Origin of the sequence: Streptomyces sp. TLI_105 (assembly GCF_900105415.1) — a bacterium.
Taxonomy (GTDB): Bacteria; Actinomycetota; Actinomycetes; order Streptomycetales; family Streptomycetaceae; genus Streptomyces.
The window spans coordinates 7,036,699-7,055,100 of sequence record NZ_FNSM01000001.1; the positions used below are offsets into that span (position 1 = coordinate 7,036,699).

The following is an 18,402-nucleotide window of genomic DNA, read 5'->3' on the forward strand; positions in this document are numbered from 1 at the left end:
GACACACAGACTCCTTCAGGGGGAGGACCATTGAGACGCACAGCAGTGCTCGGCTCTGCCGGCACTCTGATAGCGGGGACGCTCATGGCGACCGCGCTCGCCGCGCCGACGGCCGGCGCCGTCACCGGCCAGGACCGGGACGCCGAGGCACGCGGCGCGGCCATCGCCGCCGCCGAGGCCGCCAAGGCCGGCATCGACTGGCAGGACTGCCCGGCCGACTGGGGCTTCGCCAAGCCCATCCAGTGCGGCTGGGTCACCGTCCCGGTCGACTACGCCAAGCCCGACGGCAAGAAGATCAAGCTCGCCGTGGACCGCGCCGTGTCCACCGGCACCGCCGCCGAGCGCCAGGGCGCGCTGCTCTACAACCCGGGCGGCCCCGGCGGTTCCGGCCTGCGCTTCCCGCGCCGGGTCACCACCAAGAGCCCGCTCTGGGTGAACACCGCGAAGGCGTACGACTTCGTGGGCTTCGACCCGCGCGGCGTCGGCCACTCGGCGCCCATCTCCTGCGTCGACCCGACCGAGTTCGTCAAGGGCCCGAAGCTCGACCCGGTCCCGGACAGCGAGGCGGACAAGCTCGCCCAGCGCAAGCTGGCCGCCGAGTACGCCAAGGGCTGCGCCGAGAAGAGCGGCGACATGCTGCCCTACATGACGACGCGCAACACCGCCCGTGACCTCGACGTCATCCGGGCCGCGCTCGGCGAGAAGAAGCTCAACTTCATCGGCGTCTCCTACGGCACCTACCTGGGCGCCGTCTACGGCACGCTGTACCCGGACCACGTGCGTCGCATGATCGTCGACAGCGTGGTCAACCCGGCGAAGAGCAACATCTGGTACCAGGCCAACCTGGAACAGGACATCGCCTTCGAGGGCCGGCTGAAGGACTGGATGACCTGGGTCGCCCAGAACGACGCCACCTACCACCTCGGCGACACCTTGGCGGAGGTCCAGCAGCAGTGGGTGACCCTGCGCGCCGCCGCCAAGAAGGAGCCCCTGGGCGGCAAGGTCGGACCGGCCGAGCTCATCGGCTTCTTCCAGAGCGCTCCGTACTACGACTCCTCGTGGGTCCCGGTCGCGGAGGCCTGGAGCGCGTACGCCGCGGGTGACCCGCAGCCGCTGATCGACGGCGCCGCCGCGGACCTCACCGACACCGCCGGCAACATCTCCTCGGAGAACGGCAACGCCGTCTACACCGCCGTCGAGTGCGCCGACGCCGCGTGGCCGACCAACTGGAACAGGTGGAACCGGGACAACTCGGCCCTCCACGAGCAGTACCCGTTCATGACCTGGGCGAACGCCTGGATGAACCTGCCGTGCGCCACCTGGTCCGCGCCGCAGCAGAAGCCGACCCAGGTCAAGACCGGCAAGGGCCTGCCGCCGGTGCTCATCGTCCAGTCCGAGCGTGACGCGGCGACGCCGTACGCCGGCGCGGTCGAGCTGCACAAGCGCTTCAAGGGCTCGCGTCTCATCACCGAGAAGAACGCGGGTTCGCACGGCGTCACCGGTCTGGTGAACTCCTGCATCAACCCGCGGGTCGAGACGTACCTGCTCACCGGCAAGGTGGACAGCCAGGACGTGACGTGCGAGCCGCACGCCACCCCGAAGCCGTAACACCCCGCACCGCGTGAAGGGAGGGGCGGCCGTCCGACGGCCGCCCCTCTCGTCATGCCCGGGACGCCAGCCAGGCGTCCTCCGCCGCGTAGTCGAAGAAGTCCACCCCGTACTTCGCGAGACCGGGGAAGGCCTCCCGCCACTCCCGCCCCTTCAGGTGTCCGGCCAGCCACTCGACCGTCTCCGGCAGCGACTCCGCGTACGACACCACCGGCCGGTACCCCAACTCCCGCTCGGCCGCCGTCATGTCGTAGACGATGGGATGCTCCGAGGTCCACGGAGTGAGCCCCACGGCGCCCTGCGGCGCCCCCTCCATCAGCACCGTCTCGCTCTCCGCCCCCAGGACCGCGTCGATCGCCGCCCCGATCTCCGCCACCGTCGGCGCCTCCGGGTCCGCCGCGTTCAGCACCCGGCTGCCGGGGGCCGCCGCCGCGAGCCGGACCAGCTCGGCGATGTTGTCGACGTGGGCCGGGTGGAACCGTGACGTCCCTCCGTACGCGAGCACGCGCACCGGCCGCCCGTCGAGCGCCCGCTTCACGAACCACAGTTCGCGCGGCCCCGGACAGTACGGCCCGTGGATGGCGCCCGCCCTCAGCAGCGTCGCCGGCAGCGCGTCGCCCGCCGCGAGCAACTCCCGCTCCAGGGCGATCTTCCGCGTGCCGTACGTGCTGTCGCCGGGCGCGACCGTGCTCCAACCCTCCGCGAGCGGCACCGGGTAGGCGGGGAAGCCGTCCGGCCGGTCCTGGGTGTCGAAGCTGCGCCCCCGCTCGTCTTCGTACACCGCGCCGCTCGACACCACCACCGCCGAACCGATCCGGTCGGCCAGGCCCGTCAGCTGCCGGCCGTGACCGGCGTCGTACGCGACGATGTCCACGAGCACGTCGCACCCGTCGCCCAGGGCCGCCGCGAGCGCGCCCTCCTCGTTCCGGTCGAGCCGCACCGACCGGACCCCGTCCGGCCACCTGCCGTCCCTGGCGCCGCCCCGGGAGGCGGCCGTCACCTCCCAGCCGTCCGCGACGAGCGCCCGCACGGCCGCCCGCCCCACCTGTCCTGTCGCACCCAGCACGAACGCGTTTCCCTTGGTCATACGAGGGACGCTACGGCCGCCCGGGGCCGTGGCCCAGGGGATTGCGCCGTGCGCGGATCCGCCCTCGGCGTTCCCCGCGCGGGAACTATTCCGACGGCGCGTCACCACGCGACCCGGCGGCCTTCACCACCGCCGCGTACTCGTCCACGTACTCCTGGCCCGACAGGCGCAGGATCGCGTACATGATCTCGTCCGTCACCGCCCGGACCACCGCCCTCTCGCCCGCCGACCCGGCGAACCGGGAGAAGTCCAGCGGCTCCCCGAACCGGATGGTGACCCGGCGGATCCTCGGCACGACCTTCCCCGGCGGCTGGATCTCGAAGGTCCCCACCATCGCGCACGGCACCACCGGGACCCCCGCGGTCAGCGCCATCACCGCCACCCCCACCTTGCCCTTGTAGAGCCGCCCGTCGTGCGAACGCGTCCCCTCGGGATAGATCCCCAGCAGCTCCCCTCGGCCGAGGACGCCAAGGCCCTCGCGGATCGCCGCCTTCCCCGCCTCCTTCCCGGACCGGTCGACCGGGATCTGCCCGGCGGCCCGGAAGAAGGCCGCCGTCAGCCGGCCCTTGAGGCCGGGACCCGTGAAGTACTCCTGCTTCGCGAGGAAGGTGATCCGCCGGTCGAGGACGACCGGCATCAGGAAGTGGTCGGAGAAGGAGAGGTGATTGCCCGCGACGATCGCGGCGCCCTCCTCCGGGATGTGCTCGAGCCCCTCGATCCGCGGCCGGAACAGCAGCCTGAGGAGCGGCCCGAGCAGGACGTGCTTCATCAACTGGTAGAACACCCGCGACCCCCGTTCGTCGTCCGTCACGCCCGTTGTATCCCCGCACGGGCCCGTGGTCCACTGGTGGGGGAGCGTCACATGACAGGCGGGCACGGAACCAGGCGCCCCGGCCGCGTCCTCACCGCGCTGCTGTGCGCGCTGACGGCGGCCGGTCTCTACGGCTGCTCCGACTCGGGCCCGCCGCCGCAGCCGCGCCCCACGCCGACGACCTCGCCCGCCACCCCCGCCACCGGACTCTCGCCCTTCACCGGACTTCCCGCGAAGCCCGCGCCCGTCCTGACCGTGAAGCTCGACAACGTGCCTGCGGCCCGCCCCCACACCGGACTCGGCGCCGCCGACCTCGTCTACGTCGAACAGGTCGAGGGCGGAGTCACCCGCCTCCTGGCCGTCTACTCCTCACACCTCCCCGAGCTCACCGGCCCCGTCCGCAGCGCACGCGAGTCCGACATCGCCCTGCTCGCCGACTACGGCCGACCGGCCCTCGCCTACTCCGGCGCCCAGTCCGCCCTCACCCCGCTCCTGCGGGCCGCGCCCCTCGACCTCGTCACGGAGAGCACCGCGCCCCGGGCCTTCCTGCGCTCACCGGACCGACCCGCCCCGCACAACCTCTATCTGCGCCCCGGCCGCGCCCTCGCCGCCGCGCCGGGGGCCCACGACGCCCGGGACATCGGCTTCCGCTTCGGGCCCGCCCCGCCCGGCGGCACCCCGGTCACCACCTCGACCGTCCGCTACCCGGCGGCCCGCTACACCTTCACCTGGTCCGCCGCCGACCACGCCTGGCACGTGGCCATGGACGGCCGCGAGGCCCGCGCCACCGACACGGGCCCGCTCACCCCGGAGACGGTCGTCGTCCAGCACGTCACGATCCGCCCCTCCCGCTTCCACGACCGCTTCGGCGCGGTCTCCCCGTACAGCGAGACCGTCGGCAGCGGCACCGCCCTCGTCCTGCGCGACGGGCGCGCCCACGAGGCCCGCTGGTCCCGCCCCTCCGCCGGCTCCGGCACCACCTTCACCACCCCGGCCGGAGCACCCCTGCCCTTCGCCCCGGGCCAGACCTGGATCGTCCTGGCCCCGCGCGCGTAGGGGGTGTCTTGTCGGTCAGGACGTGGTGCCCGGCGGGCGGGACCCGGGAGACGGTGGTACGGAGCTGTCCGCCGCCGCCATCCCGATCGTCGCCACGACCAGGACCACCAGACCGAACCAGAGCCAGCCGCTGCTGCCGAGCGCCACCGTGTAGGCCGTCGTCAGCACCAGCGCCGCGCAGGTGAGCACCGTCATCGTCTTCGTGGGACCGGACATCAGCCCGCCCTCCTCCCGACCGGGGCCGCGCAAGCCGTCCAGCCCATCGTGACCCCGGGAGAGGGGCGCGCGCTACTCCCCGGACGCTCCGGCGTGCGCCGGAACGCGAACCGGGCCCGGCGCCGGAAGCGGCACCGGACCCGGAAGGGGGCCGTGGATCCAAGATCCAAGATCCAAGATCCAAGATCCGGATTCAGAATCCTGGATCCCAAGCGTCAGCGGCTCCGCGCCCGCAGCGAAGCCAGATACGCGTTGTACGCCTCCAGCTCCTTGTCGCCGTCCCGGTCGGCGGCCCGGTCCTTGCGGACGGCCTGCCGCTGCTCGGAGTGGTACCACTGGTAGACCAGCGCGATCAGCACCAGCACGGACGGGATCTCGCTGAAGGCCCAGGCGATGCCGCCCGCGGCGTTCTGGTCGGTGAGGGCGTCGATGCCGAGCGAGGCCGGCGGGTTCTTGTACGCCTCCACCAGCGGCTCGGTCGCCATCATCATCGCGATGCCGAAGAACGCGTGGAACGGCATCCCCGCGAACAGCTCCAGCATCCGCATCACGTACCCCGGCCGGTGCGGGCCCGGGTCCACGCCCATGATCGGCCAGAAGAAGATCAGGCCCACCATCAGGAAGTGCACCATCATCCCGAGGTGCCCGGCCCTCGACCCCATCAGGAAGTCGAAGAGCGGCGAGAAGTACAGCGCGTACAGGCTCGCGATGAACATGGAGATGGTGAACGCCGGGTGCGTGATCACCCGCATGTACCGGCTGTGCAGCAGCTTCAGGAGCAGCTCGCGCGGCCCCGTCGAGCCGCGGCCCGCCACCGGCAGCGCCCGCAGCGCGAGGGTCACCGGCGCGCCGAGCAGCAGCAGGATCGGCGACAGCATGGAGATCACCATGTGCTGCACCATGTGCACGCTGAACATGACCATGCCGTAGTCGTTGAGCTTGGTGCACATCACCAGCGCGATCGTCAGCACGCCGACGGCGAAGAGCACCGTCCGGCCGACGGGCCACGCGTCACCACGCCGCCGCAGCCGCGCCACGCCCCAGCCGTACAGACCGAGCGCCGCCAGGCACCCGATCAGGAAGAAGAGGTCCGGGGAGAACTCCAGGCCCCGTCCCAGCGTGAACGGCGGCAGATCCGTGGTCATGCCGTGCCCGCTGTGATCCATCCGTACACTCCTGGAGCCCGATTCGCGCTTGTTGTCCGCACCAGACTAGAACCGCCCCCGGTCGCGATCGCGACCGGGGGCGGTGGTGACGTACGGGAGTCGTCAGAGCACGCACTCCGCCTCGACGTACCGGTCGGCCGGGACCGTCTTGAGGGTCTCCACGGCCCGGGCCAGCGGGACCATCGTGATCTCCGTGCCGCGCAGCGCGGTCAGCATGCCGAACTCGCCGCGGTGCGCCGCCTCGACGGCGTGCCAGCCGAAGCGGGTCGCGAGGACGCGGTCGTACGCGGTCGGCGTGCCGCCGCGCTGGACGTGGCCGAGGATGACCGGGCGGGCCTCCTTGCCGAGGCGCCGCTCCAGCTCGGCGGAGAGCTGGTTGGCGATGCCGGTGAAGCGCTCGTGGCCGTAGATGTCGGTGCCGGCGGTCTTGAAGTCCATCGAGCCCTCGCGCGGCTTCGCACCCTCGGCGACGACCACGATCGCGAACCGCTTGCCGGCCTCGAAGCGCTCGCCGACCCGGGAGGTCAGCTCGTCGATGTCGAAGGGGCGCTCGGGGACGACCACGGCGTGCGCGCCGGCGGCCATGCCGGAGTGCAGCGCTATCCACCCGGTGTGGCGGCCCATCACCTCGACGACGAGGACCCGCTGGTGCGACTCGGCGGTGGTCTTCAGCCGGTCGAGGGCCTCGGTGGCGACGGTGACGGCCGTGTCGAAGCCGAAGGTGACGTCGGTGGAGGCGATGTCGTTGTCGATCGTCTTCGGGACGCCGACGATCGGGAGTCCCGCCTCGGAGAGCAGGTTCGCCGCCTTCAGGGTGCCCTCGCCGCCGATCGGGATGATGGCGTCGAGACCGAGGTCGGCGACATGGCCCTTGGCACGCTCGACGCCGTCGACGAGGTGCGCGGGCTGGACCCGGGAGGAGCCGAGGATGGTGCCGCCCCGGGCCAGGATGCCGCCCACCGCGTCGAGATCGAGCTTGCGGTAGTCGCAGTCCAGGAGGCCCTTCCACCCGTCGTGGAAGCCGATGACCTCGTCGCCGTGGTCGACGACGGCGCGGTGCACGACGGAACGGATGACAGCGTTCAGACCGGGGCAGTCTCCGCCGGAGGTGAGCACGCCAATGCGCATAGCCCAAAAACCTTTGCAACGTGGGCCGACTCCCGGACCACGTCGTCCGGCTGGATCCCCGCCACCCTATCGCCGCAGGGGTGGCGGGGCCGAACCGGATGTCCGCACAGTGGACAACGTACGTTCGTACGAGGGACCTGCGGCGGCCCCGGGGTGACTCAGGCGGGCTGCGTGGCCGCCGCGATGCGCTCGGCGCGCAGCGCCTCGTACCAGCGGTCGTCGGTCGGCGGCAGCGCGTTCACGTCGAGGGCCAGCTTCAGGAGCAGGTCCGCGATCTGCGGGTTGCGGGCCATGACGGGGCCGTGCATGTACGTACCGAAGACGGTGTCGTTGTACGCGCCCTCGGTGCCGTCGCCGGTCCCGTTGCCGTTGCCGAAGACGGTCCGGGCGAACGGCCGGGCCGTCGGGCCCAGGTGGGTGATGCCCTGGTGGTTCTCGAACCCGGTCAGCTGGGGGAGGCCCAGGCGCGGGTCGATGTCCCCGAGGACGTCGCCGACGCAGCGGGCGCCCTCGCCGCGGGTCGAGATCACGTCGATGAGCCCGAGGCCGGCCTCGCGCTCGCCGAGGTCGTTGATGAACTCGTGGCCCAGGATCTGGTACCCGGCGCAGACCGAGAAGATGATCGCGCCGTTGGAGGCGGCGCGGCTCAGGCCGCCGTCCCGCCGCAGCCGCTCGGCCGCGAGCCGCTGTGGACGGTCCTCGCCGCCGCCGATCAGGTAGATGTCGCCCGAGGTGGGCACCGGCTGGTCGCTGCGGACGTCGACGCGCTCGACGCTGAGGCCGCGCTGTTCGGCACGGCGCTGGACGACGAGGACGTTGCCCTGGTCGCCGTAGGTGCTGAGCAGGTCCGGGTAGACCCAGACCAGGCGCAGGCTGCTGTCACTCATGCTGCAAGTCCTCTACGGGTCAGTTGCCGACGCGGCGGCGGACGTCCTGGAAGGCGGTGTAGTTGGCGATCAGCTCGATCTGTCCGGGCGGGGCCATCGAGACGGCCTCGTCCAGCGTCTCGCAGACGCGGAAGTCCACGCCCGCGACCTCCAGGCGGACCGCGAGGTCCAGCTTCCGGTCGCCGATCACCATGATCGGGTGGCCGGCGAGCCGGCCGTAGTCCACGTCCCACAGCCAGGAGGTGTCCGTGCCGTCGGCGCCCCGCGCGTTGACCGAGAGGATCACCGGGGCGGGCGGCCCGTCGATGAGGGAAAACGTTTCGAGCCAGCCGGCCGGGTTCTTCGCGAGGAGCAGACGCAGGTCGCGGTTCTGGAAGGAGACCACGTCGTAGCGTCCGGCGACGGCCTGCACCTGGTACATGCGCTCCAGGGCCACCTGCGGCGGCACCCCGAAGACCGCGGCGACGGCGGCCGAGGTGGCGGCGTTCGCCTTGTTGGCGCGGCCGGGCAGCTGGAGGCGGATCGGCCAGGCCGAACCGTGCGGGTCGAGCACGTGGTCGCCGCTCAGCGCCCAGCTCGGCGCGGGACGGCGGAAGCCGCACTCGCCGCAGAACCAGTCGTCGCCCGGACGCTGCATCACACCGCCGCAGGCGGGGCACGACCAGGCGTCGTCCTTCCACTCCTGGCCGGCGGCGACCCACACCACGTTGGGGGAGGAGGAGGCGGCCCACACGATGAGCGGGTCGTCGGCGTTGGCGATGACCACGGCCTTGGTGCCGTTGAGGCCCTCGCGCCACTTCTCGGCGAGCATCCGGGTCTCGGCCGCGCGGTCGAGCTGGTCGCGGGAGAGGTTGAGCAGCGCGATCGCCTTGGGCGTGGTGTCCCGGGCGACGCCCGCGAGGTACTTCTCGTCGACCTCGATCACACCGAACTTGGAGTCCGAGCCGCCGGCCAGCGCCGAGGTGATGCCGGCGGGCATGTTGGCGCCGAGGGCGTTGGAGACCACGGGGCCGGCGGCGCGCAGGGCCTCCGCGATCAGCCGGGTCGTGGTGGTCTTGCCGTTGGTCGCCGACACCAGGACGACGTCCAGATGCTGCGCGAGCCGGCCGAGCAGGTCGGGGTCGAGCTTCAGCGCCACCCGGCCGCCGATCACCGATCCGCTGCCGCGCCCCGCCGCACGCGACACCGCGGCCGCGGCCTTGCCCGCCGTCACGGCCAGCTTGGCGCGCGGCGACAGCGGCTCTGGATTACCGGGGTGTCCTGACATCGTTCTTGTTCCTCCTTGCGTCGGTCCGGGCTCAGCCTATCGAGATCCGGCCAGCAGCCCGAACAGCGGCACCGGCGAGCGGCCGCACGAAACAGGGAGGTCACGGTGGACCGTACCCTTACGGCCATGCGAAACCGGCCCATCCCCGGCAGTTCCGGCCTCGTCCGAGCGATGACGCTCCTCGGCGACCCCGTGCTGCACACCCCCTGCGCGCCCGTCACCGACTTCGGACCCGAACTGGCCCGGCTCGTCGAGGACATGTTCGCCACGATGTACGCGGCGCACGGCGTGGGCCTGGCGGCGAACCAGGTCGGCGTGGGCCTGCGGGTGTTCGTGTACGACTGCCCCGACGACGAGGAGAACCGCCATCTGGGCCATGTGGTGAACCCGCGCCTGGTGGAGGCGGACGGCGACGTGATCCGGGGCCCCGAGGGGTGTCTCTCCCTGCCGGGCCTGGAGGCGCCGACCCCCCGCTTCGACCGCGCGGTGGTGGAGGGCGTACGCCTGGACGGCACCCCGATACGGATCGAGGGGACGGGTTTCTTCGCCCGCTGCCTCCAGCACGAGACGGACCACCTGGAGGGCGGGGTCTACGCGGACCACGTCACGGGGTGGCGCAAGTCACGCCTGCTGCGCACGATCCACAAGCAGCCGTGGGGGACCGGGGCGGACCGGATCGCCCGGACCTGATCCGAAAAGACAGGCCCCTGTCCGAAAAGACAGGCCCCTGGAGGCCTGAAGGTCTCCTAGAAGCCCGGCCCGCCCGGGAGGTCGTCGGCCGCCGCGAGGCGGCCCCACAGGAGGTCGGCCAGGCTCTTGACCAGGTCCGCGCGGGAGCAGGGGCGCTCGCCGAGCCACCAGTCGCCGGCGGCGTGCATCATGCCGACGATGCCGTGGCCCCAGATCCGGGCCTGGGTCTCGGCGGCCGGTCCCAGGTCCACGCGCTCGGCGATGACCTGGCCGAGCTCCTCGCCCATGCGGCGCAGCAGCGGGGCCGAGTGGCGGCCGACGTCGAAGCCCTGCTCGGTCTGGTGCGGCTCCTCCGCCGGGTGCATGAGGAAGCGGTAGACCTGGGGCATCGCCTCGATGGAGGCCAGGTACGTGTCGAGGGTGGCCTCGACGCGGCGGCGCCGGTCGGCGGGCGCGTCGAGCGAGGCCCGGAGCGAGGCGAGGAGCGCGTCCGTGTGCCGGGTGGCGAGGGCGCGGTAGAGGCCGCCCTTGTCGCCGAAGTGGCGGTAGAGGATCGGCTTGGTGATGCCGGCCTCGGCCGCGATCGCGTTCATGGACGCCTTGGGGCCGTCCCGGAGCACCACACGGTCCGCCGCCTCCAGCAGCTCGCGGCGCCGCTGCTCGGCGGTCGTCTGCTGGTCGGTGGTCCGGTGTGCGATGTCCATGTGCGTGTCTCCCCGCCCGTGCGATTCGTGAGGCTCTCGCAACGTAACACCCGGCCGGGATCCGGCGTCGGTCGGGCCGAACCGCTCCACCGCAGGTTGACAGCCTCTACCCGCCGGTAACAGACTACTGTTACCGCAAGTAACGTCATGCTGGGAGGGAACATGGGCGAGTTCACGCTCGAACTCAACGAGGACCAGAAGCAGGTCCGCGACTGGCTCCACGGCTTCGCCGCCGATGTGATGCGCCCCGCGGCCGCCGAGTGGGACGAGCGTGAGGAGACCCCCTGGCCGATCATCCAGGAAGCGGCCAAGCTCGGCATCTACTCCCTCGACTTCTACGCCCAGCAGTTCTTCGACCCGACCGGCCTCGGCATCCCCATGGCGATGGAGGAGCTCTTCTGGGGCGACGCCGGCATCGCCCTCTCCATCGTCGGCACCGGTCTCGCCGCCGTCGGCGTCCTCGCCAACGGCACCGAGGAGCAGATCGGCACCTGGGTCCCGCAGATGTACGGCGACGCGAACGACATCAAGGTCGCCGCCTTCTGCTCCTCCGAGCCCGACGCCGGCTCGGACGTCGCCTCCATGCGCACCCGCGCCGTGTACGACGAGGCCAAGGACGAGTGGGTCCTCAACGGCACCAAGACCTGGGCGACCAACGGCGGCATCGCCAATGTCCACGTCGTCGTCGCCGTCGTCGACCCCGAGCTCGGCTCCAAGGGCCACGCCTCCTTCATCGTGCCGCCGAACACCCCCGGGCTCTCCCAGGGCCAGAAGTTCCAGAAGCACGGCATCCGCGCCTCCCACACCGCCGAGGTCGTCCTGGAGGACGTCCGCGTCCCCGGCTCCTGCCTGCTCGGCGGCAAGGACAAGCTGGACGAGCGCCTCGCCCGCGCCCGCGAGAAGGCGAAGTCCGGCGAGCGCGTGAAGAACGCCGCCATGGCCACCTTCGAGGCCTCCCGCCCGGCCGTCGGCGCCATGGCCGTCGGCACCGCCCGCGCCGCGTACGAGGTCGCCCTCGACTACGCCAGGACCCGCGTCCAGTTCGGCCGCCCGATCATCGAGAACCAGGGCGTCGCCTTCCAGCTCGCCGACATGGCCACCCAGATCGACGCCGCCCGCCTCCTCGTCTGGCGCGCCTCCTGGATGGCCACCGCCGGCAAGCCCTTCACCGCGGCCGAGGGCTCCATGTCCAAGCTGTACGCGAGCGAGGTCGCCAAGAAGGTCACCGCCCAGGCCATCCAGATCCTCGGCGGCAACGGCTACACCCGCGAGTACCCGGTGGAGCGCATGCACCGCGACGCGGCCATCTACACCATCTTCGAGGGCACGAGCGAGATCCAGCGGATGGTCATCAGCCGCGCGCTCGCGAAGTAGCAGCCGCTCGCGCGCGCTGCTCACACGACGCAGAACTCGTTGCCCTCCGGGTCCTGGAGGACCACCGCGTAGTAGTCCATGCCGTTCGGCTCGTCCATCGCGTACAGGACGGTCGCGCCGAGCGCCGTCAGCCGGGCCACCTCGCCGTCCACGCGTGCGCGACGGAGGGCGAGGGGGACCTCACGGCCCCCGCCGACCTTCAGGTCGAGGTGGACGCGGTTCTTGGCGGTCTTGGGCTCCGGGACGCGCTGGAACCAGACCCGGGGGCCCACGCCCTTCGGGTCGACGATGGACTCCGGGAGCTCCCCGGCGTCCTCGCCGAGCTCGTCCTCCGGGACGCCGATCGCCTCCCAGTACGCCCGCCAGGTGGCGTGGCCGGCGGGCGGCGGGTCGGGGACGTAGCGCAGGGCGTCCAGCCAGAAGGGCACCAGGCGCTGCGGATCGGCGCAGTCGATGGTCAGTTGCAGCGTCAGCTCGGGTCGTTCCATGGGGACGAGCCTCCCAGACGCCACTGACAGTGGCTCCTTTCGAGCCAACCGGCCAGATCCGGTCCGCAGTTCGGGCGTCCCTACCCGTCAGTCACCTCCTGAGGGAGAATCAGCTCGCAGGCGACGATCGAGGGGGAACCGTTCATGGCCATCACCACAGGTACCGAAGCGCCCGAACTCGCGGGAAGTCCGCTCCTCGGCTCCATGCTCGACCTCAAGAGGGACTCGCTGGGCACCTTCCTGCGCGCCCAGCGCGAGCACGGAGACGTCGTGAAGCTGACCGCGGGCCCGCCCGGGATCGGTGCCACCTTCTACGGCGTCTTCTCCGCCGAGGGCGCCCAGCAGGTCCTCGCCGGGGAAGCCGCCAACTTCCGCAAGGACAACGCCTTCTACCAGGAGATCCGCGAGTCCTTCGGCAACGGCCTGCTGACCAGCCAGGACGAGGACTACCTCCGCCAGCGCCGGCTCGTCCAGCCCCTCTTCACCAAGCGCCGCGTCGACAGCTACGCGACGGCCATCGCCGCCGAGGTCACCACCCTCATCGGCGAATGGCAGGACGGCGGCGCCGGGACCGTCGACGTCCTCCACGAGATGACCCGCCTCGCCCTGCGCGCGGTCGCCCGTATCCTCTTCGGCACCGACGTCGACGCGGCCGTCGAGATCGTCGAGCGCTGCTTCCCCGAACTCGGCGCCTACGTGCTCCGCCGCGGCTACTCCCCGATCAAGTTCCCGCGCCACTGGCCCACCCCCGGCAACCGCAGGGCCGCCGCCGTCCACCAGGCGCTGTACGAGGTCTGCGACCGGATCATCGCCGAGCGGCGCGGCTCCGGCCGGGCCTCCGTCGAGGGCGACGACCTCCTCACCCTGCTCGTCGGGGCCGAGAGCGCCGAGGACGGCAGCTTCGACGCCACCGAGCTGCGCGAGCAGGTCCTCGTCTTCCTGCTCGCCGGACACGAGACCACCGCCACCTCCCTCGGCTTCGCCCTCCACCTCCTCGCCCGCCACCCGGAGGTGCTGAAGCGGGCCCACGAGGAGGTCGACCGGGTCCTCGGAGGCCGTACCCCCGGCGCCGCCGACCTCGACGCGCTGCCCTACCTCACGCAGGTGCTCAAGGAGGCCATGCGCCTCTTCCCCGCCGCCCCGGCCGTGGGCCGCCGAGCCGTCGCCGCCACCGTGATCGGCGGCGTCACCATCCCGGCGGGCGCGGACGTCATCGTCGCCTCCTGGGTCACCCACCGGCACCCCGCCTACTGGGAGGACCCGGAGCGCTTCGACCCGGACCGCTTCACGCCCGAGGCGGAGGCCGCCCGCCCCCGGTACGCCTGGTACCCCTTCGGCGGCGGCCCGCGCGCCTGCATCGGCCAGCACTTCTCGATGCTGGAGTCGGTGATCGCGCTGGCGATGATCCTCCAGAAGTACGGCCTGGAGGCCGTCGACACCGAGGTACCGGTCGGCTCCGCGATCACCCTCACGCAGGAGGGCCCGGCACGCTGCCGCCTGCTGCCCAGGCCCTAGACGTCCCGGACCGGGAAGCGGCCCGCGCGGGCCGCTTCCGCCGTCCTACGGCCGGGTCGCGACGACGATCGTCGCCCACCACTCCTCGGAGGTGACGACCCGCGGCACCAGACCGGCCGCGGACATCACCGCGAGCGCCGACTCGGCCTGCCGCTCGCTCGTCTCCACCAGCAGGTGCCCGCCCGGCGCCAGCCACTCCGGCGCCTCGCCGGCGACCCGCCGCAGCACGTCGAGACCGTCCGCGCCGCCGTCGAGCGTGACGAGCGGCTCGTGGTCGCGGGCCTCGGGCGGCAGCAGCCCGATCTCCTCGGTCGGCACGTACGGCACGTTGGCGACCAGGACCTCGACCCGGCCCCGCAGCTCCCGCGGCAGCGGCGCGAACAGGTCCCCCTCGTACACCCGGCCGCCGCGCGGCTCGACGTTCCGCCGGGCGCAGCGCACCGCAGCCGGCTCGATGTCCGAGGCGTGCACCTCGGCGCCCTCGACCCCGGCGAGCAGCACGGCGCCCGCCGCGCCGGAGCCGCAGCACAGGTCGACGCAGACGGCGCCGGGCCGGGCCAGTTCCACCGCGTGGCCGACGAGGAACTCCGTACGCCGCCGGGGCACGAAGACCCCGCCGTCGACCTCGATCCGCAGCCCGGCGAACCCGGCCCAGCCCACGACGTGCTCCAGCGGCAGGCCGGAGGCCCGCCGCTGGACCATCAGGTCGAGCTCGGCGGGCCCGGCGGCGGTCGCGAGGAGCATCTCCGCCTCCTCCTCGGCGAAGACGCACCCGGCGGCCCGCAGCCGTTCGACCACCCCCAGGTCAGACAAGCTGAGCCTCGATCGCAGCCACGACCTCGGGGGCCTCCGGCTCGGTGCGCGGACGGAAGCGGGTGACCTCGCCGGCACGGCCGATGAGGAACTTCTCGAAGTTCCACTGCACGTCACCGGCCTCGCCCTCGGCGTCGGCGACCTTCACCAGCTCGGAATAGAGCGGGTGGCGCCCCTCCCCGTTCACGTCCGTCTTCTCAAGGAGCGGGAAGGACACCCCGTACGTCGCCGAACAGAAGGTCGCGATCTCCTCGGCGTTGCCGGGCTCCTGCCCCGCGAACTGGTTGCAGGGCACCCCGAGCACGGTGAAGCCGCGCTCCCCGTACTCCTTTTGCAGCCGCTCCAGACCCGCGTACTGCGGGGTGAGGCCGCACTTGGAGGCCACGTTCACCACCAGCACGGCCTGGTCGCGGTAGTCGGCCAGGGAGACCGGCTCGCCGGTCAGGGTCTTCAGCGGAATGTCGTACAGACTCATGGACTGCTCCTCGTCGGAATAAGGTTTGATCTCAACATGGGAGACGAACCACTGGCAATCGCGATCGATTCCGCAGCTCAGACAGGACCTCGCCGGGTGTACTGCCGACTCTGCGGCCGCCCCCTCACCGGCGCCGACTCCCGGCGCACCGGCCTGGGCCCCACCTGCGACGCCAAACTCCACCCGGCGCCCCCGGACATCCGCACCCGCCGCCACGAGGTGACGCAGGACACCCTGCCGGGGCTGGACCCGTCAGCCGACTGAGGCGACCAGCTCGGAGTAGGCCACCCACCGCTCCTCCGGGGCGAGCGCGAGCAGCGCCGTCTTCCGCTCCAGCAGCGGATCGGGGTGCCCGGCGAGCCGGTCCACGGCGTGCTCGACGAGCCACGCCTGGAGCTCGGGCAGGAGCGCCGCTCCGTCCATGGTCCAGGGCAGGGCGAACGGATCGTCCTGGAGCAGTTCCTCGATCCGGTACGCCACCCAGTCGCCCAGGTGCCGGTCCTCGGTACCGCCCCGGGGCGCGGTGGCCCAGACGTCGAGCAGGGGTGCGAGCGAGCGGTGGCTCTCCAGGCACAGCTCCCACACGACCCCCACGCTGTATACGGGCTCCGGGGCGGCGAGTGTCTCCCGCCACCACGTGTCGAGGAAGTCCTCGATCGCCTCCGCCTGCTCGCGCGGCCATTCCTGCCACTCCGTCCGGCTCAGCCCGGTGGGCTGGTATCCGATCCCGTCGAAGCGGCCGCTCGCCAGGAAGGCGAGGAACTCCGGCAGCAGCCGTCGGACCACGGCCGGATGGTCGTCGAAGTGGCTGGGCACTTCGTGGAAGAACCGCCGCACCAGATCGTCGCCCAGCGGTGCCCGGGGCACCGAGAGCAGTGCCAGCTCCTCGGCGCCGTAGCAGTGGAGACAGCCCTCGGCGGGCGCGGTCATGCCGCCGAAGACGGCGTCGATCCGGTGGAGCGCGGAGGTCAGCGCGGGAGAGGCCACGAGGTGTCCTGACGGGACTCCGCCCCGGTGGTGCCGGAGCGAAGATCGCGACGCTACCAGCCTTCAAAACCGTTGGGCCACCGGTTTCCCGGCCCGCCAGGGTGAGCCGCGATGAGACCGAAACCCGAGCGACCGGAGTCCTGAACCATGTCCACCCTGCGCGTCACCGCCGAAGTCCTGACCGTCCATCCGCATCCGAACGCCGACGCCCTGGAGCTCGCTCAGGTCGGGCTCTACCGGGCAGTCGTCGCCAAGGGGGTCTACCGGACGGGCGACGCCGCCGTGTACATCCCCGAGCAGGCCGTGCTGCCCCTCGCGCTCGTCGACGAGCTGGGGCTGACCGGGCGGCTCGCCGGAGGGAACTCGGACCGGGTGAAGGCCGTACGGCTGCGCGGGGAGCTGTCGCAGGGGATCGTCTGCCGGCCCACCGCGCTCGCCGGCACCGACCTGGCGCGGGCCGCGGCCGAGGGGGCCGACTTCGCGGAGGCGCTCGGGATCACCAAGTGGGTCCCGCCGATACCGCCGACGATGAGCGGGGACGTGGAGGTGGCGCCCGACCTGCTGCCGTGGGTCGACATCGAGAACCTCCAGCGCTATCCGGACCTGTTCGAGCCAGGCGAGCCCGTCGTCCTGACGGAGAAGCTCCACGGCTCGGCCTGCCTGCTGACGTACCACGCGGAGGAGGGGCGCACGCAGGTCTCCTCGAAGGGGTTCGGGGCGAAGGGCCTCGCCCTCCAGGAGGACCCGCGCAACCTGTACTGGCGCGCCGTCCACGGCCACGGCCTCGCCGCCGTCGCCGAGCGGCTCGCGCAGCGCCTCGGAGCACGGCGGGTCGGGCTCTTCGGCGAGGTGTACGGCTCCGGGGTGCAGGACCTCGCCTACGGCGCCGACGCCCGCTCCGAGACCGTCGGCTACGCCCTCTTCGACGTGTCCGCCGAGATCGGGGGAGAAGTCCGCTGGCTCGACCCGGCCGACGTCCTGGAGCCCGGCGAGGTCCCCCTCGTACCGCGGCTGTACTCCGGCCCGTACGACCTGGACACGGTCCTCGCCCACGCGAGCGGCCGGGAGACCGTCTCCGGACGGGAGACCCACCTGCGGGAGGGCGTCGTGATCCGGCCCGCGACCGAGCGGTACAGCCCGGTCGTCGGCGGCCGGGCCATCGCCAAGGCGGTCAGCCCGGCCTACCTCACCCGCAAGGGCGGCACCGAGTACGAGTGACCCGTGAGGGCCGGAGCTTCCTGTGACCCGTGCGGGTCAGAGCTTCCTGAACAGGCCCTCCTGGACCACCGACACCAGGAGCCTGCCCTCGCGGTCGTAGATCCGGCCCCGCGCGAGTCCCCGGCCGCCCGTGGCGACCGGGGACTCCTGGTCGTACAGGAACCACTCGTCCGCCCGGAAGGGCCGGTGGAACCACATCGCGTGGTCCAGCGAGGCCATGTCGAAGCCGCGCGGGCCCCAGAGGGGTTCGACCGGGATCCGGACCGCGTCGAGGAGGGTCATGTCGGAGGCGTACGTCAGCGCGCAGGTGTGCACCAGGGGGTCATCGCCCAGCGGTCCCACCGCCCGCATCCACACCGCGCTGCGCGGGTCCGCGTCCTTGACCTCCTCCACGGTCCAGCGCAGCCGGTCCACGTACCGGATGTCGAAGGGCTGCCGACGGGCCATCCGCTCCAGGGCCTCCGGCAGCACGCCCAGGTGCTCCCGGACCTCGTCCGCGAGGTTCGGCAGGGTCTCCGGGTCGGTCAGGTGCCTCGGCGGCAGCTGGTGCTCGAAGGCGCCCTCCTCCGGCTTGTGGAAGGAGGCGGTCAGATTGAAGATCGTCCGCCCCTCCTGGATCGCGGTGACGCGGCGGGTCGTGAACGACCGGCCGTCACGCACCCGCTCCACCTGGTACACGATCGGCACCCCGGGCCGGCCCGGCCGCAGGAAGTAGGCGTGCAGCGAGTGCACCGGCCGGTCGCCCTCCGTGGTGCGGCCGGCCGCCACCAGGGCCTGCCCGGCGACCTGCCCGCCGAAGACCCGTTGCAGCGACTCCTGCGGGCTGTGCCCGCGGAAGATGTCGACCTCGATCCGCTCCAGGTCGAGCAGGTCCACGAGCCTCTCGGCGGGGTTGGTCACCACAGGTCTCCT

Annotated in this window: 20 protein-coding genes; 7 read left to right on the forward strand and 13 right to left on the reverse strand. The window is 72.2% G+C overall.

Translation table 11 applies throughout. The features are described from left to right. Window positions 1-30: 30 nt before the first annotated feature. Window positions 31-1,608 carry an alpha/beta hydrolase gene (locus tag BLW86_RS32195; RefSeq protein ID WP_093877283.1) on the forward strand — a complete coding sequence of 526 codons (1,578 nt, stop codon included), beginning with the start codon at window positions 31-33 and terminating at the stop codon, window positions 1,606-1,608. Window positions 1,609-1,660: 52 nt separating this feature from the next. Here the strand turns inward: BLW86_RS32195 and BLW86_RS32200 are convergent, their stop codons facing one another. After that, window positions 1,661-2,695 carry an NAD-dependent epimerase/dehydratase family protein gene (locus tag BLW86_RS32200; RefSeq protein WP_177181810.1) on the reverse strand — a complete coding sequence of 345 codons (1,035 nt, stop codon included), beginning with the start codon at window positions 2,693-2,695 and terminating at the stop codon, window positions 1,661-1,663. An 85-nt stretch (window positions 2,696-2,780) separates the two neighbouring features. Next, entirely contained in the window at window positions 2,781-3,479 is a 699-nt protein-coding gene (locus BLW86_RS32205; protein ID WP_093878980.1) for a lysophospholipid acyltransferase family protein, read from the reverse strand. Window positions 3,480-3,557: 78 nt separating this feature from the next. Between BLW86_RS32205 and BLW86_RS32210 the strand changes: the two genes are divergently transcribed. Next, window positions 3,558-4,562, forward strand: coding sequence for a DUF3048 domain-containing protein (locus BLW86_RS32210; protein ID WP_093877284.1), 1,005 nt, complete (start codon window positions 3,558-3,560; stop codon window positions 4,560-4,562). Window positions 4,563-4,577: 15 nt separating this feature from the next. Here the strand turns inward: BLW86_RS32210 and BLW86_RS32215 are convergent, their stop codons facing one another. From BLW86_RS32215 to BLW86_RS32235, 5 genes are all read right to left on the reverse strand, one after another. Beyond that, on the reverse strand, window positions 4,578-4,778 hold the full coding sequence (locus BLW86_RS32215) for a hypothetical protein (RefSeq protein WP_093877285.1): 201 nt from the start codon (window positions 4,776-4,778) through the stop codon (window positions 4,578-4,580). Window positions 4,779-4,993: 215 nt separating this feature from the next. Beyond that, window positions 4,994-5,944: a cytochrome c oxidase assembly protein gene (locus BLW86_RS32220; protein WP_093877286.1), complete on the reverse strand. Its 951-nt coding sequence runs from the start codon at window positions 5,942-5,944 to the stop codon at window positions 4,994-4,996. A gap of 102 nt (window positions 5,945-6,046) precedes the next feature. Next, window positions 6,047-7,072, reverse strand: coding sequence for a 6-phosphofructokinase (locus BLW86_RS32225; protein WP_093877287.1), 1,026 nt, complete (start codon window positions 7,070-7,072; stop codon window positions 6,047-6,049). A 158-nt stretch (window positions 7,073-7,230) separates the two neighbouring features. Next, on the reverse strand, window positions 7,231-7,959 hold the full coding sequence (locus BLW86_RS32230; RefSeq protein WP_030686136.1) for a type 1 glutamine amidotransferase: 729 nt from the start codon (window positions 7,957-7,959) through the stop codon (window positions 7,231-7,233). A gap of 19 nt (window positions 7,960-7,978) precedes the next feature. Then, entirely contained in the window at window positions 7,979-9,226 is a 1,248-nt protein-coding gene (locus tag BLW86_RS32235) for a Mur ligase family protein (RefSeq protein WP_093877288.1), read from the reverse strand. A gap of 126 nt (window positions 9,227-9,352) precedes the next feature. Here BLW86_RS32235 and def point away from each other — a divergent pair, with 126 nt between their 5' ends. After that, window positions 9,353-9,916, forward strand: a complete 564-nt coding sequence (gene def / locus BLW86_RS32240; RefSeq protein WP_093877289.1) for a peptide deformylase — start codon at window positions 9,353-9,355, stop codon at window positions 9,914-9,916. 56 nt (window positions 9,917-9,972) lie between these two features. On the opposite strand, the gene BLW86_RS32245 is transcribed toward def, so the two are convergent. Beyond that, window positions 9,973-10,620 carry a TetR/AcrR family transcriptional regulator gene (locus BLW86_RS32245; protein WP_093877290.1) on the reverse strand — a complete coding sequence of 216 codons (648 nt, stop codon included), beginning with the start codon at window positions 10,618-10,620 and terminating at the stop codon, window positions 9,973-9,975. Between the two features lie 162 nt (window positions 10,621-10,782). On the opposite strand from BLW86_RS32245, the gene BLW86_RS32250 reads away from it, so the two are divergent. Next, the gene (locus tag BLW86_RS32250) at window positions 10,783-11,994 is read left to right on the forward strand and encodes an acyl-CoA dehydrogenase family protein (RefSeq protein WP_030686130.1); all 1,212 of its coding nucleotides are present in this window, start codon (window positions 10,783-10,785) and stop codon (window positions 11,992-11,994) included. A 20-nt stretch (window positions 11,995-12,014) separates the two neighbouring features. On the opposite strand, the gene BLW86_RS32255 is transcribed toward BLW86_RS32250, so the two are convergent. After that, a complete protein-coding gene (locus BLW86_RS32255) occupies window positions 12,015-12,482 on the reverse strand; it encodes a VOC family protein (RefSeq protein ID WP_093877291.1) in 468 nt (155 codons plus the stop codon). A gap of 144 nt (window positions 12,483-12,626) precedes the next feature. Here BLW86_RS32255 and BLW86_RS32260 point away from each other — a divergent pair, with 144 nt between their 5' ends. Next, window positions 12,627-13,997, forward strand: a complete 1,371-nt coding sequence (locus BLW86_RS32260; protein ID WP_093877292.1) for a cytochrome P450 — start codon at window positions 12,627-12,629, stop codon at window positions 13,995-13,997. 45 nt (window positions 13,998-14,042) lie between these two features. On the opposite strand, the gene BLW86_RS32265 is transcribed toward BLW86_RS32260, so the two are convergent. Together BLW86_RS32265 and BLW86_RS32270 are read right to left on the reverse strand one after the other, a co-directional pair. After that, entirely contained in the window at window positions 14,043-14,810 is a 768-nt protein-coding gene (locus tag BLW86_RS32265; RefSeq protein WP_256341487.1) for a putative protein N(5)-glutamine methyltransferase, read from the reverse strand. Further along, a complete protein-coding gene (locus BLW86_RS32270) occupies window positions 14,803-15,285 on the reverse strand; it encodes a glutathione peroxidase (protein WP_093877294.1) in 483 nt (160 codons plus the stop codon). Before BLW86_RS32270 ends, BLW86_RS32265 begins: the two co-directional genes overlap by 8 nt. 36 nt (window positions 15,286-15,321) lie before the next feature. Between BLW86_RS32270 and BLW86_RS32275 the strand changes: the two genes are divergently transcribed. Beyond that, entirely contained in the window at window positions 15,322-15,549 is a 228-nt protein-coding gene (locus BLW86_RS32275; protein WP_093877295.1) for a DUF6011 domain-containing protein, read from the forward strand. Here BLW86_RS32275 and BLW86_RS32280 read toward each other — a convergent pair. Continuing rightward, window positions 15,538-16,272, reverse strand: a complete 735-nt coding sequence (locus tag BLW86_RS32280; protein ID WP_093877296.1) for a hypothetical protein — start codon at window positions 16,270-16,272, stop codon at window positions 15,538-15,540. The genes BLW86_RS32275 and BLW86_RS32280 overlap by 12 nt on opposite strands. Before the next feature lie 147 nt (window positions 16,273-16,419). On the opposite strand from BLW86_RS32280, the gene BLW86_RS32285 reads away from it, so the two are divergent. Continuing rightward, complete coding sequence (locus BLW86_RS32285) at window positions 16,420-17,490, forward strand: RNA ligase (ATP) (protein WP_093877297.1); 1,071 nt, start codon at window positions 16,420-16,422, stop codon at window positions 17,488-17,490. A 36-nt stretch (window positions 17,491-17,526) separates the two neighbouring features. On the opposite strand, the gene BLW86_RS32290 is transcribed toward BLW86_RS32285, so the two are convergent. Then, a complete protein-coding gene (locus tag BLW86_RS32290; RefSeq protein ID WP_093877298.1) occupies window positions 17,527-18,390 on the reverse strand; it encodes an acyl-CoA thioesterase in 864 nt (287 codons plus the stop codon). Window positions 18,391-18,402 lie beyond the last annotated feature (12 nt).